General features: G+C 50.7%; 22 protein-coding genes. 11 read left to right on the forward strand and 11 right to left on the reverse strand.

The window, feature by feature from the left end; translation table 11 throughout:
* Nucleotides 1-24: 24 nt before the first annotated feature.
* From ACJAZW_RS02075 to ACJAZW_RS02085, 3 genes are read right to left on the reverse strand one after another with little or no spacing between them, the layout of a single operon-like run.
* Nucleotides 25-1,056, reverse strand: coding sequence for an enoyl-CoA hydratase/isomerase family protein (locus ACJAZW_RS02075; RefSeq protein ID WP_415155197.1), 1,032 nt, complete (start codon nucleotides 1,054-1,056; stop codon nucleotides 25-27).
* Nucleotides 1,056-2,198 carry an acyl-CoA dehydrogenase family protein gene (locus ACJAZW_RS02080; RefSeq protein WP_415155198.1) on the reverse strand — a complete coding sequence of 381 codons (1,143 nt, stop codon included), beginning with the start codon at nucleotides 2,196-2,198 and terminating at the stop codon, nucleotides 1,056-1,058. Before ACJAZW_RS02080 ends, ACJAZW_RS02075 begins: the two co-directional genes overlap by 1 nt.
* Nucleotides 2,199-2,204: 6 nt before the next feature.
* Entirely contained in the window at nucleotides 2,205-3,704 is a 1,500-nt protein-coding gene (locus ACJAZW_RS02085) for a CoA-acylating methylmalonate-semialdehyde dehydrogenase (protein ID WP_415155199.1), read from the reverse strand.
* A gap of 154 nt (nucleotides 3,705-3,858) precedes the next feature.
* On the opposite strand from ACJAZW_RS02085, the gene ACJAZW_RS02090 reads away from it, so the two are divergent.
* Both ACJAZW_RS02090 and ACJAZW_RS02095 read left to right on the forward strand, forming a co-directional pair.
* Nucleotides 3,859-4,752 (forward strand): LysR family transcriptional regulator, encoded by an 894-nt coding sequence (locus ACJAZW_RS02090; RefSeq protein ID WP_415155200.1) that lies wholly within the window; start codon nucleotides 3,859-3,861, stop codon nucleotides 4,750-4,752.
* 11 nt (nucleotides 4,753-4,763) lie between these two features.
* Complete coding sequence (locus ACJAZW_RS02095; protein ID WP_415155201.1) at nucleotides 4,764-5,213, forward strand: MaoC/PaaZ C-terminal domain-containing protein; 450 nt, start codon at nucleotides 4,764-4,766, stop codon at nucleotides 5,211-5,213.
* Between the two features lies 1 nt (nucleotide 5,214).
* Here ACJAZW_RS02095 and ACJAZW_RS02100 read toward each other — a convergent pair whose 3' ends face one another.
* Nucleotides 5,215-7,560 carry a hypothetical protein gene (locus ACJAZW_RS02100; RefSeq protein WP_415155202.1) on the reverse strand — a complete coding sequence of 782 codons (2,346 nt, stop codon included), beginning with the start codon at nucleotides 7,558-7,560 and terminating at the stop codon, nucleotides 5,215-5,217.
* A 231-nt stretch (nucleotides 7,561-7,791) separates the two neighbouring features.
* Between ACJAZW_RS02100 and ACJAZW_RS02105 the strand changes: the two genes are divergently transcribed.
* Nucleotides 7,792-8,664 (forward strand): NAD(P)-dependent oxidoreductase, encoded by an 873-nt coding sequence (locus ACJAZW_RS02105; protein ID WP_415155203.1) that lies wholly within the window; start codon nucleotides 7,792-7,794, stop codon nucleotides 8,662-8,664.
* A gap of 41 nt (nucleotides 8,665-8,705) precedes the next feature.
* On the opposite strand, the gene ACJAZW_RS02110 is transcribed toward ACJAZW_RS02105, so the two are convergent.
* Nucleotides 8,706-10,331, reverse strand: a complete 1,626-nt coding sequence (locus ACJAZW_RS02110) for a diguanylate cyclase (protein ID WP_415155204.1) — start codon at nucleotides 10,329-10,331, stop codon at nucleotides 8,706-8,708.
* Between the two features lie 435 nt (nucleotides 10,332-10,766).
* Between ACJAZW_RS02110 and cpaB the strand changes: the two genes are divergently transcribed.
* The 4 genes from cpaB to ACJAZW_RS02130 all read left to right on the forward strand — a co-directional run bounded on the left by cpaB (nucleotide 10,767) and on the right by ACJAZW_RS02130 (nucleotide 14,433).
* The gene (cpaB, locus tag ACJAZW_RS02115) at nucleotides 10,767-11,939 is read left to right on the forward strand and encodes a Flp pilus assembly protein CpaB (RefSeq protein ID WP_415155205.1); all 1,173 of its coding nucleotides are present in this window, start codon (nucleotides 10,767-10,769) and stop codon (nucleotides 11,937-11,939) included.
* Between the two features lie 306 nt (nucleotides 11,940-12,245).
* Nucleotides 12,246-13,505: a type II and III secretion system protein family protein gene (locus ACJAZW_RS02120; protein ID WP_415155206.1), complete on the forward strand. Its 1,260-nt coding sequence runs from the start codon at nucleotides 12,246-12,248 to the stop codon at nucleotides 13,503-13,505.
* Complete coding sequence (locus tag ACJAZW_RS02125; RefSeq protein WP_415155207.1) at nucleotides 13,502-13,744, forward strand: hypothetical protein; 243 nt, start codon at nucleotides 13,502-13,504, stop codon at nucleotides 13,742-13,744. Before ACJAZW_RS02120 ends, ACJAZW_RS02125 begins: the two co-directional genes overlap by 4 nt.
* Before the next feature lie 161 nt (nucleotides 13,745-13,905).
* Nucleotides 13,906-14,433, forward strand: a complete 528-nt coding sequence (locus ACJAZW_RS02130; RefSeq protein WP_415155208.1) for a tetratricopeptide repeat protein — start codon at nucleotides 13,906-13,908, stop codon at nucleotides 14,431-14,433.
* 117 nt (nucleotides 14,434-14,550) lie between these two features.
* Here the strand turns inward: ACJAZW_RS02130 and ACJAZW_RS02135 are convergent, their stop codons facing one another.
* Genes ACJAZW_RS02135 through ACJAZW_RS02155 form a run of 5 tightly spaced genes read right to left on the reverse strand, consistent with a single transcriptional unit; the run spans nucleotide 14,551 to nucleotide 19,496 of the window.
* Entirely contained in the window at nucleotides 14,551-14,835 is a 285-nt protein-coding gene (locus ACJAZW_RS02135; protein ID WP_415155209.1) for a DUF1330 domain-containing protein, read from the reverse strand.
* Between the two features lie 10 nt (nucleotides 14,836-14,845).
* Complete coding sequence (gene hutU, locus ACJAZW_RS02140; protein WP_415155210.1) at nucleotides 14,846-16,513, reverse strand: urocanate hydratase; 1,668 nt, start codon at nucleotides 16,511-16,513, stop codon at nucleotides 14,846-14,848.
* A gap of 10 nt (nucleotides 16,514-16,523) precedes the next feature.
* Nucleotides 16,524-17,714 (reverse strand): CaiB/BaiF CoA transferase family protein, encoded by a 1,191-nt coding sequence (locus ACJAZW_RS02145; protein ID WP_415155211.1) that lies wholly within the window; start codon nucleotides 17,712-17,714, stop codon nucleotides 16,524-16,526.
* Nucleotides 17,707-18,687 (reverse strand): NADPH:quinone oxidoreductase family protein, encoded by a 981-nt coding sequence (locus ACJAZW_RS02150; protein WP_415155212.1) that lies wholly within the window; start codon nucleotides 18,685-18,687, stop codon nucleotides 17,707-17,709. Before ACJAZW_RS02150 ends, ACJAZW_RS02145 begins: the two co-directional genes overlap by 8 nt.
* Nucleotides 18,684-19,496: an IclR family transcriptional regulator gene (locus ACJAZW_RS02155; RefSeq protein ID WP_415155213.1), complete on the reverse strand. Its 813-nt coding sequence runs from the start codon at nucleotides 19,494-19,496 to the stop codon at nucleotides 18,684-18,686. Before ACJAZW_RS02155 ends, ACJAZW_RS02150 begins: the two co-directional genes overlap by 4 nt.
* Before the next feature lie 146 nt (nucleotides 19,497-19,642).
* Here ACJAZW_RS02155 and ACJAZW_RS02160 point away from each other — a divergent pair, with 146 nt between their 5' ends.
* The 4 genes from ACJAZW_RS02160 to ACJAZW_RS02175 all read left to right on the forward strand — a co-directional run bounded on the left by ACJAZW_RS02160 (nucleotide 19,643) and on the right by ACJAZW_RS02175 (nucleotide 23,052).
* On the forward strand, nucleotides 19,643-20,620 hold the full coding sequence (locus tag ACJAZW_RS02160) for an ABC transporter substrate-binding protein (RefSeq protein ID WP_415155214.1): 978 nt from the start codon (nucleotides 19,643-19,645) through the stop codon (nucleotides 20,618-20,620).
* A gap of 90 nt (nucleotides 20,621-20,710) precedes the next feature.
* Nucleotides 20,711-21,616: an ABC transporter permease gene (locus ACJAZW_RS02165; protein ID WP_415155215.1), complete on the forward strand. Its 906-nt coding sequence runs from the start codon at nucleotides 20,711-20,713 to the stop codon at nucleotides 21,614-21,616.
* A complete protein-coding gene (locus ACJAZW_RS02170) occupies nucleotides 21,613-22,407 on the forward strand; it encodes an ABC transporter ATP-binding protein (RefSeq protein ID WP_415155216.1) in 795 nt (264 codons plus the stop codon). The genes ACJAZW_RS02165 and ACJAZW_RS02170 overlap by 4 nt, the downstream gene beginning before the upstream one ends.
* A 27-nt stretch (nucleotides 22,408-22,434) precedes the next feature.
* Nucleotides 22,435-23,052: a carboxymuconolactone decarboxylase family protein gene (locus ACJAZW_RS02175; RefSeq protein WP_415155217.1), complete on the forward strand. Its 618-nt coding sequence runs from the start codon at nucleotides 22,435-22,437 to the stop codon at nucleotides 23,050-23,052.
* Nucleotides 23,053-23,266: 214 nt separating this feature from the next.
* On the opposite strand, the gene mntR is transcribed toward ACJAZW_RS02175, so the two are convergent.
* Complete coding sequence (gene mntR, locus ACJAZW_RS02180; RefSeq protein ID WP_415155218.1) at nucleotides 23,267-23,713, reverse strand: manganese-binding transcriptional regulator MntR; 447 nt, start codon at nucleotides 23,711-23,713, stop codon at nucleotides 23,267-23,269.
* Nucleotides 23,714-23,776 lie beyond the last annotated feature (63 nt).

Here is a 23,776-nt window from a genome sequence, read left to right on the forward strand (position 1 = left end):
GTTCCCACTCCCAATTTTGCTGGTTCAAAAAACCAATTCTTTGTCGCCCAACGGGGCAAACATATTGTTTATCATCTGGTCGCTCACCTCAGCCAAAGTCGCCGGTTCCCATTTCGGGTTGCGATCCTTGTCGATTACGGCAGCACGGATGCCTTCATAAAAGTTTTTGCCTTTTAGGCTAGCCGCGCAGAACCGGAACTCGAGTTGCAGACTTTGCTCGACCGATGTGTAACTTTCAACTTCGCGCAACGCATGGAATGTTGATTTCACGCTCAACGGGCATTGCCGTTTCAATAGCTTCAATGCGCCTTGCGCAAATTCACTTTTGTCCGCTTCGACATTGGCCATCACCTGATCAAAATTATCAGCATCGAACCAGCGGGCAATGTCATTTTGGTGCCAGCGCGCGTCGCCTTCATTTGGCGTTTCGCTGACATCCGCCAAAATCGCATCAATATCTTCACCCGCAATCAACCGGGTTTTGATGGTGGCGAACTTGCCGTTCGGCACATAGGCGTCCGCAAATCCCATAAAGATCGCATCGTCTGGCCCCATCCTTGCGCCCGAAATCCCGTAATAAGCACCAACGCCCTTGGGCGCATTGTGTAGTAGCCATGTGCCGCCAACATCGGGCATAAACCCAATGCCGACTTCGGGCATGGAAATCACTGAGCCGTCGGTCACAATCCGGTGCGAGCCGTGTGCAGAAACGCCAACACCGCCGCCCATCGTGAACCCATGCATCAAAGCGATATAGGGATTTTTGTAGTTCGCGATCATCGCGTTTAGTTGATACTCGTCACGCCAAAACTCTAGCGATCCGATTGGGTCTTGAGGCCCAGTTTCATATATCACCTGAATATCACCACCGGCGCAAAAGGCCCGTTCACCCGCGCCTTCAATCAGAATGCACCGTACTGCATCATTCTTTGCCCAACTGGCAAGTGCGTCGGCAATGCCGTCAATCATGGATTGGCTAAGTGCGTTCAGGGCTTTGGGACGATTGAGGGTCAATACCCCAACATCGCCCTGAATTTGAACAATCAAATCATCCATCAATTATCACTCAACATTTGGCGGGAAACGATCAAACGCATAATTTCATTTGTGCCTTCAAGGATTTGGTGCACCCGCAAATCACGCACGATTTTCTCAATGCCGTAATCAGCTAAATAGCCGTAACCGCCGTGCAATTGTAGCGCTTGGTTGGCTACGTCGAACGCCGTATCGGTGACAAAACGTTTAGCCATGGCGCAGTATTTGGTGGCGTCGGGCGATCCCTGATCGTAGGTCCATGCCGCTTTGTACAGGAATACCCGTGCCGCCTGTAATTCAATTTCCATATCGGCCAAACGGAACTGCAAAGCTTGGAACTGATTGATTGATTTACCGAACGCTTGGCGCTCTGACATATAGGAAAGCGTTTTATCAAGCGCAGCTTGGGCGGCACCCAAAGCACTGGCAGCAATGTTCAATCGCCCGCCATCAAGACCCTTCATGGCATATTTAAACCCGTCGCCTTCTTGGCCGAGCAGGTTTTCTGCCGGGATCACCACATCGTCCATCACCACTTCGGTGGTTGGCTGAACGTTCCAGCCCATTTTCTTTTCGTTCGCCCCGTAAGAAAGACCGGGCGTTCCTTTTTCCATAAGGAACGCAGAAATGCCCTTTGGACCAGGTTCACCCGTGCGGGCCATAACAATATATAGGTCAGACACGCCACCGCCAGAAATAAAGCTCTTTGTGCCTTTTAGAACGTAATTATCACCATCGCGCTTTGCAGTAGTTTTCAACGAAGCTGCGTCGGAACCAGAACCGGGTTCCGTCAAACAATAGCTGGCCACGGTTTCCATGCTGGTCAGTTTTGGACCCCATTTCTGACGCATATCCTCAGACCCGAATGTGTCGATCATCCAAGAGCACATATTGTGAATGGACAGAAACGACGCCGTGGCAGGGCAACCATGCGACAGGGCTTCAAATATCAACGCCGCATCAAGCCGGGTCAAATCTGACCCACCAATATCGTCGCGTGTATAAATCCCTGCCATGCCCAGCTCGGCAGTTTTTTTGATCACATCAAGCGGAAAGTGCTTGGCCTGATCCCATTCCACCGCATGGGGTGCAATGTTTTCCATTGAAAACTCACGCGCCATTTCAAAAATGGCCGACTGCTCTTCGCTTAACGCAAAATCCATGTTGGATTACTCCATAGTCGGAATGGAAAAACTTGCGCCTTCTTTGGTGCCAGAAGGCCAACGCGAGGTGACGGTTTTGGTTTTTGTGTAGAACCGGAACGCATCTGGTCCGTGTTGGTTCAAATCACCAAAGCCTGACCGTTTCCAGCCGCCAAATGTGTAATAGGCCAACGGCACGGGGATCGGCACGTTTACCCCAACCATGCCCACATTGATGCGGAACGCAAAGTCGCGTGCCGTGTCGCCGTCACGGGTGAAAATTGCAACGCCGTTACCATATTCATGGTCCATCGCCAGCTTCAAACCAGCTTCATAGTTATCAACCCGCGCTACACACAAAACCGGCCCAAAGATCTCTTGTTTGTAGATTTCCATATCTTCGGTCACATTGTCGAACAAGCAGGGGCCGACAAAAAAGCCATCTTCGTGCCCCTTGGCGACAAAGTCTCGACCATCAACAACAAGGCTCGCGCCTTCTTTTACACCCTGATCAACAAGGCCTTTAACCTTCGCCTGCGCTTCTTTGGTCACCAATGGGCCAAAGTCTGCCTCATCACCGTCAGTGTATGGTCCAACGCGCAATGCTTCTACACGCTCCTTGAGTGCTGCGACCAATTTGTCGCCGGTTTCTTTGCCCACGGGAACAGCCACAGAAATTGCCATGCAGCGTTCGCCCGCCGCGCCATAACCTGCGCCAACCAAAGCGTCGACCACTTGGTTCATGTCCGCATCCGGCATGATGATCATGTGGTTTTTCGCGCCGCCAAAGCACTGAACGCGTTTGCCGTTCGCTGTGCCGCGTGAATAGATATATTCAGCAATAGGGGTAGAGCCCACAAAGCCAATCGCCTGAATGTCGTCATGGTCCAGAATGCCGTCCACGGCTTCTTTGTCGCCATGCACCACATTTAACACGCCTTTTGGCGCACCAGCTTCAAGCATCAATTCTGCAAGCATATTCGGCACACTTGGATCGCGCTCCGAAGGCTTAAGGATAAATGTGTTGCCTGCAGCAATCGCGGGGCAAAATTTCCACATCGGGATCATCGCTGGGAAGTTAAACGGGGTGATACCTGCCACAACGCCCAAAGGTTGGCGCATAGAATAGATGTCAATGCCGGTTGAAGCTGCGGCGCTATATTCGCCTTTAAGGAAATGCGGCGCACCGATTGCGAATTCTGCGACTTCTAATCCACGGATTACATCGCCTTTGGCATCAGGGATGGTTTTACCGTGTTCACGCGACAATGCCTCTGCAAGTTTGTCCATATCGCGGTGCAAAAGGTCAACGAACTTCATCATCACCCGGCCACGCTTTTGTGGGTTGACTTTCGCCCAACCAATTTGCGCTTCTTTTGCGTTGGCAATTGCCGCGTCCAATTCAGCTTTGTTGGCGAGCGGCACTTTGGCTTGCACCTTGCCTGTTGCTGGGTTGAAAACATCTGCAAATCGGCCCGAAGTGCCTTTGACATGTTCGCCATTGATGAAGTGGGTAATCTCGTTCATTGCGGGTGCCTCCCATAAATGCCACATCGCGTGCATATTAAAACTTTGGTGCGCATCATATTGTGCGCAAACGCAATATCAACAACCAATATGGCAAAACCATTGTGCATTAATGCACTAGTCTAATTCTAGCATATCTGGCAGTATTTGTCCTATGCGAAACAACTGGGATGATTTTCGATTTTTCCTCGCCGTGGCCCGTCACGGCACGCTTTCTCGTGCAGGTTCTTATTTGGGTGTGGACCATGCAACTGTGGGGCGACGGATCACCGCGCTCGAAGACAGTTTGGGCGTGCCGCTGTTTCATCGCTCGCCGCAAGGATACAGTTTGGCGGACCAAGGCTACAAACTTTTGCCCCTTGCCGAACAGCTTGAAAGCGACGCGATGCGGGTGTTTGATGAGGTGGCTGGCGCATCAACAAGCCTCACAGGGACGGTGCGCATCGCAACCCATGTGGGCATCGCTTCGTTTTTGTTGGCTGAAAGCGCCGCTGAGCTTTGTCGTCTGCATCCGGGCCTTGAAGTGCAATTGCTGGCGGTACCGCGCTCATTTTCCATGTCCAAACGCGAGGCTGACTTGGTGCTGACCGGCACGCGCCCGCAAACTGGCCGGGTAAAAATCAAAAAATTGGCGACCTATCCGTTGCACATTTATGGTGAGCGAAACTATGTGGCGCGCAACCAGCCGATCAAACAAAAGAAGCATCTCGCCAAACTAAGGGGCATCGGCTATGTGCCCGACATGATTTTCGACAAAGAGCTGGACTATATCCCCAGCGTTGACCCAAGCCTAAAAGCCCACCTGACGTCAACAAGTCTGCATGTGCAATTGCAAATGGCATTGGCCGGGGCCGGGGTTTGCATATTGCCAGATTACATCGCGAAAAACTACGACACTTTGGTGCCTGTGCTTGATGGCAGTATTGAGTTGGAGCGCGAACTATGGCTGACCGTGCCCGAGGATTTTGCGCATCTCACGCGCATCAGAACCATTGTTGATTTCATCAGCGAAGACGTTGTCTCTCGCATCAAATCAACCAACAAGTAGATGAGGAAGACATGAGCGAAACCCGCTTTTTTGAAGATGTGCAATTGGGTGAAAAAATCAGAACTGGGACGTTTGAACTAACGGCAGAAAAGGTGCACGAATTTGCATCTGAATATGATCCGCAGTTCATCCACATTGACGAAGAGGGTGCAAAAGAGGGGCCGTTTGGCACCATCATCGCCTCGGGTTGGCAGACCTTGTCGGCAACAATGCGCCTGATGGCGCTAGAGAAACCGTTTGGCAACAATCCTTTGATCGGCATGCGTATTGATGAGCTTAAATTCGCTAAGCCCGTTTTCCCCGGCGAGGCGGTTTATGTGGATGCAGAGGTCGTTTCGCTAAAAGCCTCTTCCAAGGGTGAGCGCGGCTATGTCGGCATTCGTTTAGATACCAAAACCGTCGGCAACGATGAAATTGCCGCGACGCAAATCTGGACATGTCTTGTGCCTTGTAGGGTGTAGCTCAGCGGCCATACCCTGGGGCTTGCCACGCATGTCCGGGAGGGTAAATCCATTTGCGTGAAAAGGGCTGTAGCAATAATCCCAAAACGCCGTTCGGTTTGCAAAAATCTAACGGTGCCGGTCCGCCGCCCGCGTCTTTTGATATCGGCATTTGCGCATCACAAAATGCACGACAAGCTGCCAGTTCCGGCGCGATTTGTTCAGGCTTGCAAGCGACAGGTGAATAGTTTTCATTGCCGCTCCAAAACTCAATTGCTTTTGGTCGCCATGCGCTGATCTCTGCAGGTTCGGTGGTTAACTCAACCGCCTCTTTGGCCAATTCGGTGATCCGGTCATGTAATATGGTGCGCCGTTCAAGTTGGGCCTCAGTCAAGGGCGCAGGCATTTCACCGGTGTGGATCAATGGTGGTTTGGGTTCAAAAAATGGACCATTGTGCTGAATGATCGCACCCGTCTCTGTGTTGGTGTAGATATAGATTTTGTTGTTTGCAAGCTTGTCCTCAAGCTGTTGCAGTTCCGTTGATGCGTCCTTGAGCATTTTCTCATTTGTCGCCCTTCGTGCCGCAAGGATTTCTGAGTTTTGCGGATCGTTGGCGCGAACGACACTCAGAACAAGTTGCTGTAAAAAGTTGGCATTTTGCGCTGCTGTGGACTGGATATCGCATCTAGCGTAGCAATAGTTCAACGATTTCTCTCCGGCCCTGTCGCGAACAGCACGGCATTCGTCTCGCCAAATGGAGGCCTTTATTTTGCATTGCTCGGCTTCTTCGCCACCAAGCTTTAGGCAAACATCATCAGGTTCAAATTCGCAGGCACTCACAGGCGCGCGCATTATGCCGGAAGCAATCGCTTGATTTCGCTGATCAAGCAGGTCCTGAAGCGACAATTGTCCGGGAGCTTTCGGTTGCCCAACTGGGGGGCTGCTGCCCGGCGGAATTGCAACAAGTGGCACGGGCGGCAAAGGATTGATATTAGTTTGATTGCCCGGCAGTTCTGGCAACTCCCCAAGTCCGGTTGGTGCATCAAACACTGGTGGCTCCGGCAACGGCGTTAGCCCAAGCGGCGCGGGAACAAACGGTAAAGGCTCAATCGGCAATGGGTCGAAGGCAGGCGGCACGCCAATGTCACCACCATTTAGGCCGCTGCCCTTGGGCTCATCTTCAAATTGTGCGCTGACAATCGGTTTCTTGCGGCAATATTTCGTGTTGCAATCGATCAGCGCATCCATCGCTTGATCGCGTTTCTTGCGCGCCTCGCGTACTTTTTGTTCAAGTTCGTTCAGCTCTTCGAATTTTTGGGAGCTGCCCCCCGGTAATCCCCGTTCAGCTTGGTTGAGCGCGTTGCTGGCAGGTATCAATACATGCTCCAAATGCTGGTCAACCAGCCGCGCCCACCTCAGGCATTCGCCATATTCGGTGAGCTCCAGTCCATAGGGTATGTCAATATCAAGCGAACGGATCTGGTCGACCATGCGGTCCGCGTCTTCAGCTGCCGCTTGTGCAATGCTCGCTGGAATGCTGATCAAAAGCCCCGGCAAGGCAAAAAATTCATCCACTTTTTTTTGATGCGCTTTGATGCTTTGTTGCTGCTCTCGGTATTTACGAGGACTGATCTCGTTTCCGTCACTATTCAAAACGACCAGTTCACGGCCATCCTCGTCAACAAGGGGACGGTCTGGGTCCAATTCTGGCTCTGAACTTTCCCAAAAATCGTCTGGCAACGGTTCTTCTGCGTCAAAACTTTCGGGGTGATAATAGCTGGTATCCGCGTTGGGCGCCCCGTAACCAGTGCCGCATGCGCGTTGCCGCCTGTCCAACAAATATTGATAGGTGCCATATGCTTTTGCATATTTCATGCGTTCTTGATCAAACGCAATTTTGCTTGGACCGGCTTTTTTCATCTCCATACCATCCAACAGGGCTTGCTCATTTTCATTCTTGAATAGCGTTAGGTTTCGAATGGCGAGAGACAATTGAACATCCTCAATTGTCAGCTCCTCTTGCAGTTTGGCGCAACGTGGGCAGGCTGCACTTACCACCGGGTCGGTTGTATCCGGATCAAAAATGCTTTTGTCCAACTGCCGCGCGCACTGTTTCTCGCAGTCAGATTGCTCTTTTATGAATTGATCTCGAACTTTGGATATTTCTTGTATTTCCCTGGTCAGAACTGACGGGTCGTTTGAATAACCGGTTTTGCTTTCTTGACCACCATTCAGCACGAATTGCAACTTTGCCGCGCGCTCTGCAATTTGCAGGTCCATTCCCTCAATCAGCGATGAATTATCCGGGCATTCACAGGCAATAGCTGTCGTAACCGACGCAAAAAAGACGATAACAACAAATAACATGCGCACGATCAAAATTCACCTCGATCCAAAACCTGTTACCTTAACTTTATCAAGAGTTGGGATTTTCGGCAAATTCGCCTTGCGTTCGTCCGTTCTTTTGCATTTCGGGCCCTTGCTCTACGCACACCAATTTGAAATGATCCTCCCCAAATCAACGAAAACAATAGAGTGCGCACATGCACGTTCAACAATCGTCGGTTCTGAAGTTGTCGCTGACGAAGGAGACATTTTATGAGTAAAATTGCATGGATCGGGCTAGGTGTGATGGGTGGACCAATGGCGGGTCATCTGCAAAATGCTGGGCATAGTGTTACAGTATACAACCGCACCGCGCACCGTGCGCAGACATGGGTAGACACCCATGGCGGCGATATGGCGCTGACGCCCGCACAAGCAGCAAAAGGCTGCGACCTCGTCTTCGCCTGTGTGGGCAATGATGATGATTTGAAATCAGTGACAATTGGAGAAAATGGCGCGTTCAGTTCGATGGATGAGGGTGCTGTTTTTGTCGATCACACGACTGCCAGCGCGTCGGTGGCGCGTGAACTTTATGCTGACGCAAAGTCGCGCGGTATTGGGTTTATTGACGCGCCGGTTTCGGGTGGGCAAGCTGGAGCAGAAAACGGCGTGCTGACGGTCATGTGCGGCGGCGATAAAGATATTTTTGACAGAGCAGCGCCGATCATCGATGCGTACGCTAAGTCGTGCAAATTACTAGGCGATGCTGGCGCAGGTCAGCTCACCAAAATGGTCAATCAAATATGCATCGCAGGTGTGGTCCAAGGTCTGGCTGAAGGCATGAATTTTGCGCAAAAAGCCGGGCTTGATGGCGACGCAGTGTTGGACGTGATTTCTAAGGGCGCAGCTGGTTCATGGCAAATGGAAAACCGTGGCTCCACCATGCTAAAAGACGAGTTCGAATTTGGCTTTGCGGTTGATTGGATGCGCAAGGATTTGGGGATGTGCTTGGCTGAAGCCGATCAAAATGAGGCATCACTGCCCCTGACAGCGCTTGTTGATCAATTTTATAAAGAAGTGCAGTCGATGGGGGGAAGCCGTTGGGACACATCCAGCCTAATGCGCCGCCTAACGCGGAACAAATAGGACCACACAAACGCACCAGGCTTGCAGGTCGGTAACGCGGATTACGCTCGACCAACGCCTGTTGGACTGATTGGTATTGCAAATGCTTCTACCCTGTCGCGACCATTTGTCTTGGCATGATACAGGCGCGCGTCGGCTATCGCAAAAACCTCTAATGTATTGCGTCCTTCGTGCGACATCGCAATGCCGGCGCTGGTTGTCACCCGCAAATCTTGCTCAATCGATGACCAGTCCCAAGAACTGATATGTTTTCGAATTCGTTCGCAAATGATCATTGCGCTATCCAATGATGCGTTGGGCAGTAAAATCGCAAATTCTTCGCCCCCAATTCGGGCAACCAAGTCGGCTTGTCGGCAATGTTCTTGCATAATGTCGGCGACGAATTTTAAGACATTATCGCCCACCAGATGTGAAAAATTGTCGTTGACGGTCTTGAAGTGGTCAAGGTCGAGAACGGCGACGGCATAGTTTGCGTGTATGTCCGCGTCCAGTTGCAGCAATGATTGGTCAAATGCTCGGCGGTTGCCTAACCCTGTTAGGGCATCCTGGTGCGCTTCCTTTGTCATGCGTTCTGCGTGCACATGCGCCCGCTCGAGTTGGTCGCGCATTTCACTAACATTACTCTTATATTCAGCGATGCGGTCTTGCCAATAGGCTCGTCTTGCAAGCGATTTCTTGAATTGGCCATGATATTGTTTAAACGCTTTAAGAGCGGCATCGAGATTGCCGCCAGCTTCATACGCTTCTGCAACGCGCCGATGGGCATTCATCACATTGTCTGCATCAGGATTGGCAAGCGAAGCTTCTAGCGCCTCAAGTCCAAATGCAATCGCTTTTTTGCAGTCACCAGACCGGTTGGCCACTTCGCTGCAAGTGTATAGGTAGTGCACCGCACCCACTTCCATCAGACCTTTAGGGAGCTGGCTTACTTCTGCCAGCATTTTGTTCGCCGCATCAAAATCACCGCGGACCGCAGCACATTCAGCCGCGTTGCACAATGTCACGAACTGATACCAACTTTGACCGTTTTCTTTCGCGGCTTGGGCGGCTTGTTGGGTCCACATCAGGGCAACTTGGTAGTGGTCCTGGTGCTCCTGTTCATCGCCTTGTTCCAGCGCATGATCGGCAGCACGAGAATGATAAAACCCGCGATGTAGCGGCAATGTGGCGCGCATGGATATAAAGTCATGCTGATCCTGGATTTTTTGAGCCTTGTCCAACAACATCTCGGCTTTGTTGAAATTTGACGCCAAAACAAAGACAATCGCCTGCACGTCCAGCACACGCACTTGTAACTCGAAGTCATCATTTTCGTTGGCCCAAGCCAGGGCTTTGCTTGCCTCACTATAAGCGTCGTCAGTGAGCCCGACTTGCATGAGAATGCGCGCGTGTATGAAGCGCGCATAAGCCAATAATCCAGGATCGTCAAATTGCGAAAATAGAGCAAGCGCTTCGTGGATATTCTGTACGGCTTGCTTGGGTTTGTGAAGCCAGCGATATGACCGAGAGACTTCTATGCGGGCGCGCGCAATAAGATGGGGGTCGCCCAACTCCGTCGCCTTGCGCAGCGCGTCAAGATCACAACGAAGAGCCTGTTGTGGTTTGCCATCCAAATAATTTTGGAATGCATCTCGCAAATGTTGCTCAATTTCAATGCGCGCGGTCATTTGGCCAAAGAACTCACCAAGTTTGAATAGTGTTGGCCGAGTTTAACCCAACTTAGTTAACTGTATGTCGCCAAATTTTGCGGCGCAGTTTGAAACCAATATTGAAGTTGAATTCGACCTACTAAGCCGAATGACGACTTGTCCACAATCGAGATATTGGGGCGCTCCTTTGGCACCGCGATTAAAGTCAGCACGAGAAATACGCTGAGCGCCAGCGCCAAGTTTGCGCGCGTAAAGGGCTGGGTTGACTATAAGATTTGACCCAGGATCAACCCAAAGATTTGCCCAAAAAGGAGCGGTAAACCAGCCCCTTATTCGATCAAAACAATTTTAGCTATTTTTCGAACAAACGAGTGAACTCTGTGTCGTAGACTGCAACGGCCGAGCATATGCGCTGCGGCAAAAAGATTGCAGGCCAACACAAGCGAGGACGTCTTGAACCGACGTATTTTAACGCCACCCATAAAGATCGAGGACGATTTCGTGGCAGACATGCAGCCGCAAGTTGCGTTTGAAGGTGGTGCTGAGCCAAAACCACGCCCAGAACCCGTTGCTGTGCCCGATGTCCCCAAACCTGATGTAGATCGGCGATCTCCATCAGGCGGTGAGCGTCGAAGTGGTGATCGTCGCCAGCGCCAAGACCCCAATTACGCCGGACCTGAACGCCGCAATGGCGATAGGCGTTCCATGGATAATTTGCGCAATGATCTGAATTGGCAGCTTGCGCCGGAAGTTGAAAACAAGATTTTGCGGGGCATGGGACTAAACGGGTCAAGGCGCTCGACATTCAAACCGGCGCGAATAATTTTGCTGTTGGTCGCATTGATCGCAGGTGGCCTTGCAGCATTTTTGGTAACCCAGCGCGATAGCGAGATAGTTGAACAGCCGCAAATGGTTCTGGCGCCTGAACCGGTTGCCGTGGTCCTCCCCAAAATTCTTGTCGCCAAACAAACAATTGGCATGGGCCAACGGCTCTCACCTGATCAAGTTGAGTGGCAAGACTGGCCAACAGATTTGGTGCGACAAGACTATATAACGTTTCAAGACAATCCTGAGGCAATCGAGGACTTGGGTGGCACCATGACACGGTTTGAGTTTTTTGCCGGCGAACCCATTCGTGAGCAAAAACTTGCGCGCAATGCAGGTGGGTACCTGTCAGCCGTTATCAGTAAAGGTATGCGTGGCGTTTCTTTGTCTGTTGCCGGGGAAGCCGCATCTGGTGGTTTCATTGTGCCCAATGACCGTGTGGATATTGTTCTAACGCGGGATGCCCCACAAGGTCAGGTTTCAGAAACAATTCTGCGCAACATTAGGGTGTTGGCAATGAACGCGCGAGTGGGTGAACTGGGCGAAGCGGGCGAACAGGCCGAGCGGGATGACCTTCTTGCTGAGATGCTTGAGGATAAGGTCATCGCGACGCTGGAACTGGACCCAGCCGAGGCCGAGATTATTGTGGGAGCAACCAATGTTGGAACATTTGCGTTGGTTTTGCGCTCGATGACCGATTTTGCAGAAAGTCGAAGTCGGTCGCGTAGTGGCGTTAATCAAACGATCCGCCTCACGAGCCCATTTTGGAACCAAAGCAGTGAACCCAACGCGTTACGCTGAAACAACTTCCCAATGAAAACCGCGACCAAAACAGTATGTGGATCGGGCGTTAAGTCGTTATTGACCCCGTACTGATAACATCGCCGGACAAGTCAATGATTTTTGATAGAGTAGCGTAAATTGTCAGTAGCAAAAACCAAACCGCGTCAGTCGGATATTTCGATCAGCAAGTATGTGTACCAGTTGATCTTTCAAGGAATATCAAGGGGTATTCTTCTCCTTGCCTTTTTGTTTTCATTTGTTGGTCCCACGCTAGCACAATCAATAAATTATGATCTGAGCACAACATCTGTTTTGCGGATCAATTTGCCTGTATCCCAAGCGGTGACGGTCGTTGTTTCCGAGGCGGTCACCAAAATCGTCAGCGCTGACCCAACGATCGCCGAAGCCCAACCAATTACCGACAAATCCATATATTTGGTTGCAAAATCTTTTGGCACGACAACGGTTAACCTCTTCTCAGAAGACGGCACACCTGTTGGGCTTTTGGCTGTGGAAATTAGTGCCGACGTAGGCGATATGTCGCGATCAATACGCGCAGCAATTCCAAATTCCAATGTGAAAGTGCACACCATCAATGGCCGGATTCGGTTATCAGGAACCGTGGTTGACGAATATTCGATGCAAAAGGTTCTTGAAATTGTAGCCCAATATGGCAGCCCCGCAGTCATCAACACCATGACGTTTAGTGGTGGCCGACAGGTCAATCTTGAGGTGCGCATTTTGGAAGCGCAAAGAGACGCCGGCCGTCAACTTGGAATTCAATGGGGCGGGAGTGTCGGTGGAGTAACAACAACCATTGGCAACACCACCGCTCAAAGTCCATCTGCTGGCGCAACATCATTTTCTTCATTCGTTGCCACGGTGCTCTCTGGTGCCGTTGGGACAAGTTTGAACGCAACAATTAACGCACTTGAGTCAAAGCGCCTCGTGCGAACGCTGGCCGAACCAAACCTCACCACACTGTCGGGCATCAAAGCCAGTTTTCTGGCTGGCGGACAAGTGCCTATTCGCGTGCGGGATGCAGATGGATCAACCACGCTAGAATACCGTGATTTCGGTGTCCGCTTGGTCTTCACGCCTGTGGTAATGGATGGTGGCCGGATCCAAATTCATCTGACGCCAGAAGTTAGCAATATTGGAAGCTTTACCACAGCGGGTGACCCGATTTTCAATACACGTACGCTTGATGCAACGGTGGAACTTCGCGACGGTCAAAGTTTCTCAGTGGCGGGTCTGTTACAAAACAATACTAACCTCAGCCAGGACCAATTGCCATGGATCGGCGATGTGCCGGTTATCGGAGCACTGTTCAAGTCTTCGGGTTACAAAAAGCATGACACAGAACTCGTGGTCATCGTAACGCCAAGGCTTGTTCAGCCCACGGTTCCGGGCCAAGTATTGGCTTCGCCACTTGATGATAGTTTGCCGGCAAACGACTTTGAATTTTTTGCCTTAGGCAAGATGGAAGTGACACCTAAAATGATCAAGGGATTTCGCGCGGGCGCAGGCGTTGTCGGTGCATATGGATATGTTATTGATTTGGGCGAGGAGAGCGGGCAATGACTTATCTCCGCCGTTTGGCAAAATCGGCAGCATCTATAGCGCTGACCTTGTCCTTGCTACCGTTGCTCGGTGGCTGTTTTTATGATTATACGCAACGCACGGATCGCGTTGCTCACAGCGCTGGCAACGCGGTGAAGGCCAACCTTGAACAATCCACCATGAATCCTTCTTCCAAGAATATGAACTCAACCACCGGACTGGGTAAAAACGGACCGGTTATGCCCGAGCCAACGGAATAGCTGCCTTTATTTGAAAGGCGCAACGGTTTAAGATGCCGTTAAGTCTAGTTCAAAGATTTGGGCGCGCATTTACTAAGCCTAATCGGCAATGTGACAAAGTAGATAGAGAAATAGTTGTGCTGCCTGAGCAGCTCCAACGTGACTTTATCGGGGCTTTGAACATGATGACTGGTTTAGTGAAGATTTTGCGCAAAGAGTATTTGCTCCTCCTCCTACTTACATTTTCAGTTTCCGGTTGCACAACGGCCAACTTGGCAGGATCAAGTGCGTTCGGCGGCAACCGTTTGGAAGTTGCAGATATTTCCAAAAAGGGCAGCTACACAGCTGCTGGCGCACTCACCGAAGCCCGCGGACATTTTCGCAACAACAATTTTGGCTACTCAGCGGCGTTCTATAAACGCGTTGTTGAACTTTCACCCAAAGACCCTCAAGGCTATGTTGGGTTAGGCGCATCTTACGATATGCTCGGTCGTTTCGAATTGGCTGACCGCGTCTACAAAGCTATGTACAAACTCACGGGCGCGACCGCCCAATATTACAACAATATTGGCTATTCGCTGATGTTGCGTGGCGACTTGAACGGGGCGTATAAAAACTTCAAGAAAGCGCAAGACTTGGCACCTGACAGCATTGTGATCGCCAACAATTTACAGCTTTTGGCTGACGCTGCGTCATCGATCAACGCTTAGGTCCAAGCGCCTGAATTCTGGCTTTTGGTCGAACTTACAACGATCAGTGAAATGTGAATATCGGCTTCCGCGAGTGTTTCAACTGGCCTCCCGTGACGCGGCCCAAATTGGGCCCAACTACGCGTTGATCAAAACGATCTGCGCGTCAGCAGAATTCCATCTTTGGTCCCGCAAGGGCCTATATTCTTTTGAATTGTACCAAGCCATGGCGTCTGCTTTGGTCGGAAAACTCAAAACGACCATGCGGTCGCAATCAGCTTCTCCCTCAAGTGCTTCAAAATCTGATGTCCGGGCCAAATAGGTTCCACCATATTGCTCAACTGTCGCGGGTGCAGCCGCCATATAGAGCGCCATTTCATCAGGATTATTGATGGTTACGCGCGAAACGATATAGATACTCATCAGATTGCTCCTAGCTGATCATGGGTAAATTCAGTTTGTGTTTTTTGGCGCAAGCAATGGCTGTTTCATAGCCAGCATCTGCATGGCGCATCACGCCTGTCGCGGGATCATTCCACAAAGTTCGTCGAATGATCTCGTCGGCTTCAGCTGTTCCGTCGGCCAAAATTGCTATGCCCGAATGCTGCGAATAGCCCATACCCATACCTCCGCCATGATGGAAGGAAACCCATGTTGCCCCATTTGCGGAATTTAAAAGCGCATTGAGAATTGGCCAATCCGAAATGGCGTCAGACCCATCTTTCATGCCTTCGGTCTCGCGGTTGGGACTGGCGACGGAACCTGAATCCATATGGTCTCGCCCAATCACAATGGGGGCGCTTAACTCGCCGGTGCGCACCATTTCATTGAACGCGGCACCAATGCGGTCGCGATCGCCCAAGCCAACCCAGCAAATCCGAGCGGGCAAACCCTGAAATTTGATGTGAGTTTTCGCTTTGTCCAACCAACGATGCAGCGATGTGTCGTTTGGCAAAAGTTCACGCACTTTTTGATCAGTTTTATAAATATCTTCAGGGTCACCAGACAGAGCCACCCAGCGAAACGGACCCTTCCCCTCGCAGAACAGTGGCCGCACAAATGCTTCCACAAATCCCGGGAATGAAAAGGCGTTTTCAACGCCAGCTTCTTGCGCCATCGCGCGCAGATTGTTGCCATATTCAAACGTGATCGAACCCTTGTCGCGAAACTCAGCCATTAATTCAACATGTTCACCCATGCTGTTTTTTGCAGCATTTGCCACCATCTCTGGATCTGATTTTTGCCGGGCCTCCCATTGTTCCACGGTCCAACCAGCGGGCAAGTATCCATAGATCGGATCGTGCGCAGAGGTTTGGTCGGTTAGAATATCAGGGACGATATCTTGCGCTTTCACTTCCTTCAACACGTCAACAATATTGCCCGGAATACCAACGGACAAAGGACTACCCTGCGCATTTGCATCGGCAATGAGCTCTAGCGCTTCAGTCAGGCTTGCCGCTCTAGTGTCCAGGTATCCCGTGCGCAACCTAAAATCGATTTTTGACGGCTGGCACTCTACAACGATGGCGTTAAACCCGGCCATTGTTGCTGCAAGCGGTTGCGCACCGCCCATACCGCCGAGCCCAGCAGTTACGATAAGTCGACCGGCTGGTTTGTTGTCAAAATGTCGGCGCGCGACTTCGGAAAACGTCTCAAACGTACCCTGCACAATGCCCTGTGAACCGATATAAATCCATGAGCCAGCCGTCATTTGGCCATACATGGTCAACCCCATACGGTCGAGTTCATTGAACTTCTCCCAAGTGGCCCAATTGGGGACCAAGTTACCGTTTGCAATGAGGACGCGGGGGGCCATTCTGTGGGTCTTGAAAACACCGACGGGCTTGCCAGACTGCACGAGTAAGGTCTCGTCGTCCTCAAGCTCTTTCAAGGAATTGACTATTCCATCATAGGAAGGCCAATTTCTTGCGGCGCGACCAATACCGCCATAAACAACTAGATCTTGTGGCCGCTCGGCGACGTCTGGATCAAGGTTGTTCATCAAGAGGCGAAGTGGCGCTTCGGTTTGCCAACTTTTGGCGTTGAGTTGCGTACCAATTGGCGAGCGAATGGTGCGTCTATTATTTCGTTTTTGTTCCACGCGGTCGCTCCTAGATTATGTTTTTCTGCCGAAGCAATTCAATGTCTTTTGCACTTTTGCCGATTAGCTCGCTCAGCACCTGATCACTGTGCTGGCCCAATGTCGGCACAAAAACAGCCGATTGATCTGCAACTGCTGAGAATTTGACGGGCTGCGGCGCTAAGGGAATGCTGCCAAATGTCTCATACTGCCCCTGCACGACACTATTGCGATGCGCGACATGTTCACTTTTTGCCAATTGCTCAAGGGTCCAAACAGGCGCTGCGGGAATGCGCGCTGCAATGAGCTTTTCAACCAAATCATCCTGCGCGTACTGCACCGTCCAGTTGGCAATGAGCTGCCGCAATTCGTCTTCATTGGCGTTGCGCGCATCATTGGTTGAATATTTTGGATCATCAGCAAGTCCGACATTCCCCATCAGCTCACAAAGGGAGCGGAACGCGCCTTGAGAAAAACACACCATCACGACATCGCCAGTTTGAGTTGGGAAACTATCCACCGGGTAGGTTACCGGATGGCGATTGCCGACGGGTTCGGGCGTATCATTAAAGTAGAGCTGGCGCGAAAGGCCTGTCAGTTGCATAGAAAAAAGCGAATCCAACATCGCCACATCTATGTGCTGGCCGACACCCGTTCGTTCGCGATGAAAAAGCGCCGAGACGATGCCAAACGCGGCGAACATGCCGGTACTGACATCGGCGATTGATTCCCCGACGGCAGTTGCAGGACCGCCTTTTGGTCCGGTTAAGCTCATCAGGCCGCTCATGGCTTGAATAACCAAATCGAAAGCGGGCAGGTCTTTCATCGGGCCATCTTGGCCAAAACCCGAAATGCTCGCATAGACTATGTCTGGTTTGATAGATTTTACCGTTTGATAGTCAAGCCCCAACCGTTGCATGACACCGGGTCGAAAATTTTCCACCAACACGTCGCAATGGGCGATCATTTCGCGGATGAGTTGACGACCTTCTTCTGACTTCATATCAATCGTGATGCTTTTTTTGTTGCGATTGAGCATCATGAAATAGGTACTTTGCCCCTCAAGATATGGGCCAAAATGGCGGGCATCGTCGCCGATTTCTGGCAATTCAACCTTGATGATTTCGGCACCAAGATCGGCCAACATTGATGTACAGAATGGACCGGACATTACGCGGCTCAGGTCAAGTACACGAATGCCGTCCAAAATCGCTTTATTCATTGCCATCTCCCACGGTCAGGATGATTTTGCCGCGAGATGATCGGTTTGAAAGCGCTGTTAGCGCTTCGGGCAATTGTTCGAGGGAATAGGTCGTGTTGGTGTGCGGCTTAATGTGGCCTGCCTCTAGCATGATCAATAGCCGCTGTGTCAGTCGGTCGAGCATTTCTGCATCTTCGTCGTGCGACCAATAAACGCCCTGCGCCGCAGCTCTTTTAAGGAGGAGGCGATTTGCTGGCAGCTTTTGAATTTCACCGGATGCAAACCCGACAATCAGTAGTTTACCATCCCGCGCAATGCATCTGAGGGAATCAGTGCCGATTTGGCCGCCTACCGGGTCAAAGATCAGGTCAACACCGCGACCATTTGTTAGCGCTTTGACTTGCTTAAACCAATCCGTAGACGCGTATGAAACTGTATGGTCAGCGCCGTGAAGTTTTGCCAAGGTCAGCTTTGCTGCAGAACTTGCAGTTGCAATAATTTCTGCGCCATTTGCCTTTGCGATTTGCACAGCCGCAAGTCCAACGCCACCTGCGGCAGCATGAACAAGCACAACGTCGCCCGGCGACAGTTTGCCGAGTTCGCAAAGCCCAACCATTGCGGTCATATAAGCAACTGGAAGCGCAGCACCATCGGCGAATGAGATATGATCAGGCAGCCGAAAAGCGGTGTCTTCGCGAACTATCGTTGATTGCGAAAAACCGCCCCAATTTACCTTACTGGCAACCCGATCGCCTATTTTGAATTTTGAACTCGCACCAATAGCGCTAACAATGCCTGCAACTTCCTGCCCCGGAACGAAGGGACGTTCCGGCTTAATTTGATATTTATCTTCAATCATCAATAGATCGGAAAAGTTCAACGCAGCGGCTCGAACCTCAACTCGCATCTCTCCGATAGCCGGTGCTTCGGGTTTGAAGGCACCAAAGTTAAGCCCGGCCTGCCCAAGTTTTTCACCTGCAATCCAATGTTTCATTTGAGCGGCACCTCTTGTTGAAGGTGCAATCCGTTGGCTTGATCGGCGATTTGTTGAACAGCTTTACGAACCAACACCGACCAACGCTCAATTTTGCTTTCGGTTGTCCTTTGAATAGGAACTGACAGCGCAATACTGCCAAGCGGTCTGCCGTTCACCACAATTGGGGCGGCGACCCCAATAACGCCTGGATAAGTCTCTTCGCGCGAGACCGCAAAGCCCCGCGCCGCATATTCTTCAATATGGGCGCGTAATTTGTCGGGGTCAGTGATTGTTGCTGGCGTGAAGCTTTTTAGATCCTGTTTATAATAGTCTTCGCGCTGATCCGGGGACAGAGCAAGAAGGATCGCTTTGGGTGATGCCCCGGCGTGCAGCGGGAACACAGCACCGAGTTTTTCAAAGACACTTAATCCGCCTTGGCTGGCATGAACCTGATCTAGGCAAGTCACAAATCCTTGCCCTTCTTGATATGAAGTGAGAATGACCGTCTCTTTTTCTTGCAATGCAAGTTGTTCAACAACTGAGCCGCTGATCACGCGTAAGTCAAAACTGTTGCTCGCGCGCCGCCCCAATTCAACAGCGGCGATCCCCAGCATGTATTTTGAGTTTTGCTCGTTGAACATTAGATAACCACTAGAATGCAGATAACGCACAACGCGACTTAAGGTGGACCTGTTCATCCCACTTTTGCGCACCAAATCTGCCTGGCTCCAGGCGGGCGTTTCAACGTCGAACATGTCCAGCACTTGAAACGTCTTGCGGATCAGTCCCACACCACCCGTTGTTTCGTTTAACTTGACATCATTCATTTTATCGTCTCACTATATGGTCGTTGCGATCACATTATGATCACAATAGCAACTCACGGGTCAATAGCAATAGATGTTTTGATAAAGCAGACATTGTCGGAGGGAGCCTAAAGAGTGCTCAAACAAAACACTTTGGGAGGAACCAAGTGAAACAGATTAGCAAAATTCTTACCGGCGCACTCATCGCCGGCGTCCTTATGTCGCCAGCGGTTGCTGAAGAAATGAAACGCATTGCCATTTCGACAATTGTTGAAGTGCCAGCGCTAATTGAAACCCGAGATGGTGCACTCGCGGCCTTGGCAGAACGTGGATATGTTGTTGGCGTTAACCTTGAAGTTGATTATCAAAACGCCAACGGCAACATGCCAACACAACAGCAAATTGCGAAGAAATTCGTTGGTGATAATCCTGATGTGATCATGCCGATTACGACGCCGACCTCACAAGCAGTAATTGCTTCAACCGACACAATCCCGATTGTGTTTGCCACTGTTACCGATCCGATAAAAGCCAAACTGATCACACAGTACAAACAGCCCGGCGGTAATGTGACCGGCGTTTCTGACGCGGCGCCAATTGTCCAGCAACTCGACTTGATGGAAACGATTGTTCCCGGACTCAAGAGAATCGGTTTCATCTATAATCCGGGTCTGGACAATGCATTGGCAACGCTCGGTTGGATGAAAGATTTGGCGGGACCACGCGGTATTGAAATTGTGGAATCACCAGCACCAACAACCAATGAAGTTGGTATTGCGACACGTAAATTGATCGGCAAAGTCGACGCGATTTATGTGCCTAACGACACGACGGTGGTTGCCGCTCTCGAAGCGATTATAAAAGTTGGGCAAGATGTCGACATGCCGATCTTTGCGGGTGAAACGGGCGCTGTCGCGCGTGGTGCTATCGCATCGGTTGGTTTGGACTATCTTGCGGTTGGCGAAATTGCTGGCAATATGATCGCGGACATATTGGACGGTAAGAAGCCGGGCGAAATTGACGCTGTTATTGCTTATGAAGTTCTAAGCAAGTTCAAAATTGTCGTCAATAAAGGTTCGGCCGAAAAGATGGGCGTGACCATACCGGATGGGCTGCTCAAAATTGCCACCGAAATCATCGAATAGTAAAATTTGGGCCGGTGTTGTTCATCGGCCCATTTCTCACCTTCTTGATAAAGATAGCGCGCTTAGGCGCTGCTCGTAAGGTCAATCCATATGTCATTATATGAAATTCTAGGCACGCTTGAGACAGGGTTCATCTTTGGTCTTGTGGCCTTAGGCGCATACCTAACATTTAGAATTCTCGATTTTCCTGATCTAACCGTGGAGGGAAGCTTTCCACTAGGCGCCGCAGTTGCAGCAACTCTCATCGTAAACGCGGGATGGAACCCCTGGCTAGCGACCGGAGCGGCTGGCCTTGTTGGGTTTTCGGCTGGATATATGACGGCCCTTCTCAATGTACGATTTAAGATTCTGCATATCCTTGCCGGGATTTTGATGGCAATTTCGCTCTATTCGATCAACCTGCGCATTATGTCTGGCCCCAACAAACCATTGCTGGGTGTGGAGACGGTATTCAGCTCGTTTGAGTGGATTGGCGTGGTAGGTTATGTCATCAACCCAATATTTCTCGGCATCATCGTGTTGTTGTTTAAAATTCTGCTGGATCTGTTCCTTTCTACGGGCTGGGGTATATCCATGCGCGCTGCGGGGTCAAACCCAGAAATGGCACAAGCAAATGGCGTTGATGTTGGTAAAATGAAACTCTATGGCGTTGGAATTGCCAACGCGCTCACGGCTTTTGCTGGTGCATTGTTCGCGCAAATCTTTGGCGCAGCCGACGCTTATATGGGCATCGGCGTGATCATTGTTGGCTTGGCTTCAGTTATCGTTGGCACATCAATACTGCCGTCGCGTACAATCTGGATGGCAACATTGGCTTGTTTGATCGGGGCGGTCTTGTACCGACTTTCGGTCGCACTTGCCCTCAACGCAGATTTCCTTGGTTTGCAGGCTTCAGACGTTCAGCTGGTGACAGCAGTTTTGGTTGCCATCGCGCTTATTGGCCAACAACAGGGCGCGTCACTGCTCAACATTTTCAAGTCGGAGAAAAATAAATGATTGAGCTCAACAACGTTCACGTGACTTTTAACAAAGGCACACCGCTTGAAACACGTGCTTTGCGAGGTGTTGATCTACAAGTGCCAGAGGGGCAGTTTTTGACCGTCATTGGATCAAACGGCGCGGGCAAATCTACCGCCTTGAATGTGATGGCTGGGCATGCTCCCGTCGAAAAAGGCTCCGTGCATGTTGATGACATGGACGTCACCAATTGGCCGGTTCACAAGCGGTCCAAGTTTGTATCACGCGTGTTCCAAGACCCTAAAATGGGCACCTGTGAGGACCTGTCAATCCTTGAAAACTTCGCTTTGGCCAGTGGTCGAACCAATCACCGAGGTTTTAGGTTTGCCGTAAAATCGTCGATGCGTGACGAAGCTGCCGAGCGCCTTAAGGTTTTGGGCCTTGGCTTGGAAGACCGGCTTGATGACAAGGTGGGGCTTCTTTCTGGTGGGCAACGTCAAGGTGTAAGCTTGCTGATGGCAGCAACCGGGGAAACACGTTTGCTCTTACTTGATGAGCACACGGCAGCTCTCGACCCGAAAACCGGCGGGTTTGTGCTTGAGTTAACAAACAAGATTGTTAGTGAACTCAAGCTGACAGCTGTCATGGTTACCCACTCAATGGCGCAAGCGCTGCACACGGGGGACCGCACCATTATGTTCCACCGTGGCAAAATCGTTTTCGATGCGCAGGGTGAATTGCGCGACAAAATGGAAGTCAAAGACTTGCTTGAATTGTTCAAACATGAGCAAGGCGAAGAACTCGCCGATGACAGCCTGCTGCTCGGCTAATTGGATTGCAAACTGGAGATTTAATATATGGCATGGATTGAGACCGTTCCATACGAGGATGCCTCGGGTCGGCTAAAACAGCTCTATGACCGCGTGAAGGGTCCAGACAATAATGTCGATAATATCATGATGATGCATTCGCTGCGTCCACATACAATGGAGGGCCATATGGCCATCTATAAGTATGTGCTGCACCATTCAGCCAACACATTGCCGAAATGGTTCCTTGAAGCTATTGGCACCTTTGTCAGCTACTTGAACGAATGTAATTATTGTTTCGAGCATCACTATGTGGGCATGAAACGCAATCTAGCAGATGATCCACGGTCTGCGGAGATTCGGCGCGCAATCGTTGCTGGAGACATTCAAAGCGCACCGCTAGATGTTCAACAAAAAGCTGCGATGTTGTATGCGTATGAATTGACAAAAAACGCGGGCGCTATGCGCGAAGACCACGTAAAAGCGCTCAGAAATGTGGGGTTTGATGATGGGGAAATTCTCGAAATCAATCAAGTTACCGCCTATTTCAGCTATGCAAATCGCACAGTGCTTGGTCTGGGTTGTTCAACCGAGGGCGATATTATCGGCCTATCGCCAAACAATTCAAAAGACCCCACGGATTGGTCTCACACCCAAATTTCATGAACCCAAAACTCTGACGTTGATTTCCCAACGTTTAACTGGGCCGCGTATATCGCGGTCTTTTTTGTGTTTCAAAACCTGAACCGTCCGGCACGATGGCACCCATACGATCAGGCTTTCGCCAAGTGAACTCTACCTACCAGCATCTTCGATCCAAGTGCTTTTCTTGCAGGTCAACACCGGCCAATTTCGAAATCGATTGCGTGTTCTGGTTATGTCATTTGTGTTTGGCACGTGTGAAATTATTGAAAACCCGGAGCGTTTCCGCACTCACATGATGTTCAATACCTTCCGCATCATGTTCAGCGGTGTTGGCAGAAATACCTAGGGCAATCAGGAAATCTACAACTGTGCGATGCCGTTCGCGACAGGACGTGGCGAGCCGCCGCCCCGCTTGGGTTAACTGGATTGGCCTATAGGGCTCATGCGAGATCAGGTTTTCACGTTTCAGACGGGCGAGGTTCTTAGTGACAGTGGGCTTCGTCACGCCCAGACGTTCGGCAATATCTTTAGGCCGCGCGGAGCCGTTCAGGTGAATGAGATCCGCGATAAGTTCAACATAATCCTCAACCATCTCACTTTGATGGGCCGCGCGCACAGATTCAAACTGGCGAACTTGATCCTTGACGGGTCGTTTGGCGGCGTCGGAATGAGGTTTTGTCATATCTGCACTTGCATTCTAAATAGGTTGAATTCTGTATGAACGTAAATTCGGTCCTTGACAATG

The organism is Maritalea sp., from assembly GCF_047634455.1.
Classification (GTDB): Bacteria; Pseudomonadota; Alphaproteobacteria; order Rhizobiales; family Devosiaceae; genus Maritalea.